Genomic DNA, 5,352 nt, shown 5'->3' on the forward strand with positions numbered 1-5,352 from the left:
CCGGCGCTCGATACCCCCAACATCAAGTGGCCTGGTTTTGCGCCGCCCAATGGCCGACTTTTACCCCGCCGTTGACACAATGTTCCGTAAAACTTAGCCCAAATGTGCGCGATGATGGGGATAGCCACAGCATAGACCGGCTTGAGTCCGAAGGCGACCAGCAGCGGGGCAACGATCGCGATCGGCGTGCCAAACCCGTCGATCCCTTGCAGGAAGGATGTAAAGACCCACCCGAGCGCGACGACGATGAACAATTCATTCTTGCTCAAGCGGGTAATGCCTTGACGCATCGCTTCATAGCCGCCCGACTTGTCCATGATCTGGTAGAGGAGCAGTGCGGGCCATATGACCAGCAAAATAAAGATCGCGTCCCATATCCCCTTCGCACCTGCGACGGCGAGGGTGTCGAACGGCGTCCTGAAGGCAAAAAGCGCGATCGCTGCGGCCACAAAGATTCCGAAAGCGCCAGCCTGCTGCGCAGTCCAGCGCAACTGAATAAGCAGGAAAGCAAGCACGATGACCGGCAATATGGATAAAGACCAATGCAGTATATCGACTGGCAAATCCATATTTATAATTCCTCTCTAAAAAATTTCTATTTCTTCCATTGAAAAGACAAGCATTTTACCCAGATTGCCATTCTGGGATCAAGCCTTTTCGCGTTTGGTTTTTCCAAGCTCGTTCTCTTCTTGGAGGTGCGGTCGAACGATCGCGGGTTCGGCATCCTCTTGGAACGCGCGGAGCCATGGCCATATCAAGCTGCGCGCCGCGCCACCTTCCTGCGATAGGGTTGGCGCTGCGGCGGCTGCCCCATGACCAAATCGCTAGATCCTTGGGCAGCGGGTGTCGGCTTTGCCTCTCTGGCGCGAATGGGGTCTCTGAGCAGCCGCAATCCATTCAGCACTACCAGCACTGTTCCCCCTTCGTGGCCGATGACCGCCAGCGGCAGGGGCAGTTCGAAAAACAGGCCGCCGATGACCAGTATCGCCATGGCACCCATGGCGAAGGTCAGGTTCTGCCGGATGACCGTCGCCGTCCTGCGGGAAAGCCTATGAGCATCAGCAAGCCGCCCCATGTCTTCCGAGAGCAGCGCCACATCGGCCGCTTGAAGCGCGACGTCCGATCCCGCCGCGCCCATGGCGATCCCCACATCGGCGCGGGCGAGTGCTGCGGCATCATTGACGCCATCGCCAACAAACGTCACCTTGCCGCCCGCTGCCAATTCGCCAACCATCCGGACCTTGTCTTCCGGTAGCATATCGGCGTGGATTTCCTCGCGTTTCAGCCCGAGTTCCGTGCCGATCCGCAGAGCGACGGGGAGCCGATCGCCAGTCATCATGACGATCCTCTCCACCCCACCTTCGCGCAGTGTCGCAAGCGCAGGCTTTGAGGTTGCGCGCGCTGTATCGGCTACGGTGACCGCGCCCAGCACGCTGGAATCGCGACCCAAATAGATGACCGTCTGGGCTTCCGCCGCCAGTGCCCGCAGCGCCGGATGGTCGATGGATACCCCCATCTGCTCGGCAAGGCGTGGATTGCCCGCCCATAGAAGACCTTCGCTATCACTGCCGACAATGCCCGCGCTCGGCCTCGTGGCGACATTACTGACCTCCACCGGAGCAACACCGCGCACGACAGCCTCTTGCCGGATGGCTGTGGCGCTGTGATGCTCCGATTGAGCTTCCAGACCGGCAAGCAGCGACAGGAAAGTCTGTTCGTTGCCATCGAGCGCGACAACCTGCGTGACGGACGCCTTGCCGGTGGTCAGGGTCCCGGTCTTGTCAAAAGCGAAAGTATCAACCGCTGCCAGCGTTTCGAGGGCGGCTCCCCCCTTGAACAGCACACCACCGCGCGCGGCCGCCGACAGCGCCGACAAAATGGCAGCGGGCACAGAGATGACGATGGCGCAGGGGCTTGCCGCCACCAGCAGCGTCGCGGCACGATAAAGTGCTTCCTCCCACTCACGGCCCAGCCAATAGAAAGCGGCGAAGGCAAGGAATGCGCCCACCATCACCGCAATAGTGTAGCGTTGACCGAACCAAGCGCTGAACCGCTCAGAAGGAGCTTTGGCTGCCTGTGCCTCGGTAACCAGCGCAATCATCCGCGCGACCGTGCTTTCCTCGACGGTTTTGGTCACGGCTGCTTCCAGCACGCCATCTATGTTGACCGTGGCCTCGAAAATCTGCGCGCCGGGCTCTTTGGCGACTGGCATGGATTCGCCGGTGATGTTCGCCTCATCAAGAGAACCGCGACCGCTGGCGATCACTGCGTCGGCGGGCACGCGCGCACCAGGACGCAGTATTACTATGTCGTCCACCTTCAGATCGGTGGCAGGAACCTCCGAAACCGACCCGTCCGGACCTCTGCGCAGCGCCGTTTCCGGGCGCAGCGCCATCAGCGCCTCGATAGCTCGGCGGGCGCGGCCGAGCGCGCGCTCCTCCAGTGTGGTCGAAATACTGAACAGCGTTAGCAGCACAGCCCCTTCGAACGGAGCGCCGACCGCCGCCGCCGCGATAGCGGCAACGACCATGAGCAGGTCTATGTCGAGGATGCGCTCCTCCCACAAAGTGAGCACAGCCCGCCAACCGGCGGGCAGACCGCCTGCCAGATAGACAAGAGCAAGTCCCACCACCGAAACGAGACCGGCGGCTTCTCCTTGCAGCGGCCAGAGCGCGAAAATGGCCAGTAGCATCCCGATACCGGTGAACGTCGTCAGAACGATCGAGCGATCGAGATTAAATAGGGTCTTCACGTCGTCTCCTTGTTTGATGCCGGTTGGCCACATTTCCGCGTCGAAGGTGAAGCGAGAAAGATCGTAGCCCCTGCCAACATCCGTTGCCACAAATACGCGACGTGGCTCGCATACGACCGCGTTGGGGAGGCGAACTACTCTTCGCCCGCCTTGCCGCCTATCTGGTGATGAGCCGGGTTATCCCCAGTATGATCCAGAGCATAACGATCCATGCCAGACATACGGGCAAAGCAAAAACCACCCAGATCGGCGCGAGATTGGAGCCGGCAAGCGCGCCGAGCGCGGCTACGATCGCTGCGAGGCCCATCATAGCAGCCGACACCCAAGCCGTCCTTCGCCATGCGCCCCGCATCAGAACTAAAGCCAGTATCTGGAGCACAAGCCAGGTGCCTGCTCCCAAAAGAACGAAATTGTCCAATCATCCTCCCTGTTTTCGTTTGCTCGATCGATAGATGTCCGCGCTACCCCTCATGGCCATCCAGACATATCGGGCCGCCGCGCCCATGGAAGCGGAGATCGCAGCAAGCAGGATAGCAGTCGAAAGAACATACAGGATAAAAGCGACCTCCATCCCAGCCCTTCGCCAAGAAGCGGCCAATGGTGTATGCGGCTACATAGAGTAGAGCCAAGGTGCACATTGCGGCGATGGCGCTGCGCAGGAACACACGATCGGGTCGAAAGAAAGCCGCCGACGCAACCGCGAGGTCTACCAAAACCGCAACGGCAATTATGGGATAGACTGACACATCAATACCCCCCAACAGCCGTCGTTTAAAAGACAAGGATACTATATCCCAAAACTGATCCCGGGCCGAAACTCCGGCACCGTGACGATTAGGCGAATTTGCATCGTCCAGCACAAAGAGCATCAAGAATTATATAGCACCTACAATAACATAACGGTGCCCAGTTTCATCTTCACGGGCGCGCCAATTATTTTAATGAAATCAATATGCTGCGAAAAGCTGGTACGGCAAAGAGCTCTATCAGAGATAAAATAGGCACGGCCGTTCCTTTCGATTTCGCGGCGAGCTTCTGGTCCCCGGTCCGGCCGGCCTGAAGCCCAAGACGTTCGGGTAGGATACAGATTATGCCATCCCGATGCCCGCTTATGCGGGCCGCCATCTACCGCAATCGGCCGCCCGGTTGAACCGGTGCGGAAACACACCTATCTGGACGAGATACGACGCTCCCTTTCGCCTGCGATGGGAGCAGACATTTGTTCCAGCCAAGGCATTTCAGGGTGATTCCACTTTCTATTCTCGAACTGGGTCGTGTGCGTGAAGGCGGCGACCGGCGCACAGCGCTGGATGAGGCACGCGCGCTTGGTCAGCACGCCGAAAATCTGGGGTATCGCCGCATCTGGGTTGCCGAGCATCACAACATGGCCGGCGTCACGACGGCGGCCACCTCTCTGGTGATCGCCCATATCGCTGCCGGAACCAAGACGATCCGCGTCGGCGCCGGCGGCATCATGCTGCCCAATCACGCGCCCTATGTGATCGCCGAACAGTTCGGAACCCTGGAGACGCTGTTTCCGGGCCGCATCGATCTTGGCCTCGGACGCGCCCCGGGCACAGACCAGATGACATTGCGCGCCCTGCGGCGCGATCCGGCCAATGCCGAAAACTTCCCCCAGGACGTGATGGAGTTGCAGGCTTTTCTCGCGCCGGCCGTGCCCAATCAACGGATTGAAGCCGTTCCGGGCTCGGGTAGCAATGTGCCGCTGTGGATTCTCGGATCAAGCCTGTTCGGGGCGCATTTGGCCGCTGAACTGGGCCTTCCCTATGGCTTTGCGTCCCATTTCGCACCCCAGGCGCTCGACCAGGCCCTGGCCGTCTATCGCGACCGGTTCAAGCCCTCCGAACAGGCCGGAACGCCCTACGCGCTGGTCGGCGTCAACGTGATTGCCGCCGAGACCGACGAGGAGGCGCGTTTCCTGGCCACGTCCCAGCAAATGTCGTTCGCGGACATCTTCCGCGGACAGCGCCGGCTCATGCAGCCACCGATCGCCGATATCGAGACCTATTGGACCCCGATGGAAAAGGCGCAGGCCGGCCAGATGCTGGAGTTCAGCGTCATCGGCAGCAAGGACACCGTCCGCCGCCGCCTGCAGCAGATCATCGCGCGCACAGAGGCCGATGAACTGATGATCGTGTCCGATATGTACGATCCGCAAAAGCGCCTGCGCAGCCTCGAGCTTATCCGGGAGGCCGCAGCTTAAAGGCTCGGGACGTGTGCGCAGTGGCGGGAAACCTGCACTCCGGGAGGCGCGCCGGCCCTGGCGTCTCCCCCTTGAGGGCGACCACGTTCTTGCCCGCGCGCTTTGCGGCGTACAGTTGGGCGTCGGCATTTTTTACCGCGTCCCAAAAATTATCGCGTGAGTCAAACCCAGCAATCCCGAAGCTGGCAGTAATCGTCAGACGGGCCGACCCGGCATGGACGGGCTCAGCAGCGAGTGTCGTCCTAAGCCGCTCCGCCAAACCAAACGCGTCTTCCAAATTCCCCTCGATCACACATAGGTGTCAACGGCGGGGTAAAAGTCGGCCATTGGGCGGCGCAAAACCAGGCCACTTGATGTTGGGGGTATCGAGCGCCGG

Annotated in this window: 5 protein-coding genes; 1 reads left to right on the forward strand and 4 read right to left on the reverse strand. The window is 60.4% G+C overall.

Features of this window, described 5'->3' with window-relative positions:
- The 3 genes from DVH29_RS15850 to DVH29_RS15860 all read right to left on the reverse strand — a co-directional run.
- A partial coding sequence (locus DVH29_RS15850; protein WP_147276147.1) for an L-lactate permease occupies positions 1 to 569 on the reverse strand: 569 nt, incomplete at its 3' end.
- A 185-nt stretch (positions 570 to 754) separates the two neighbouring features.
- On the reverse strand, positions 755 to 2,692 hold the full coding sequence (locus DVH29_RS15855; protein WP_245945057.1) for a heavy metal translocating P-type ATPase: 1,938 nt from the start codon (positions 2,690 to 2,692) through the stop codon (positions 755 to 757).
- 217 nt (positions 2,693 to 2,909) lie between these two features.
- Positions 2,910 to 3,170 (reverse strand): hypothetical protein, encoded by a 261-nt coding sequence (locus DVH29_RS15860; protein ID WP_114647160.1) that lies wholly within the window; start codon positions 3,168 to 3,170, stop codon positions 2,910 to 2,912.
- Positions 3,171 to 3,995: 825 nt separating this feature from the next.
- On the opposite strand from DVH29_RS15860, the gene DVH29_RS15865 reads away from it, so the two are divergent.
- On the forward strand, positions 3,996 to 4,976 hold the full coding sequence (locus DVH29_RS15865; RefSeq protein ID WP_114647161.1) for an LLM class flavin-dependent oxidoreductase: 981 nt from the start codon (positions 3,996 to 3,998) through the stop codon (positions 4,974 to 4,976).
- On the opposite strand, the gene DVH29_RS16750 is transcribed toward DVH29_RS15865, so the two are convergent.
- Entirely contained in the window at positions 4,954 to 5,268 is a 315-nt protein-coding gene (locus tag DVH29_RS16750) for a GGDEF domain-containing protein (RefSeq protein ID WP_369333225.1), read from the reverse strand. The two genes, DVH29_RS15865 and DVH29_RS16750, sit on opposite strands and share 23 nt — an antisense overlap.
- Positions 5,269 to 5,352 lie beyond the last annotated feature (84 nt).

The sequence above is a fragment of the Pelagibacterium lacus genome (assembly GCF_003345525.1).
GTDB classification, from domain to species: domain Bacteria; phylum Pseudomonadota; class Alphaproteobacteria; order Rhizobiales; family Devosiaceae; genus Pelagibacterium; species Pelagibacterium lacus.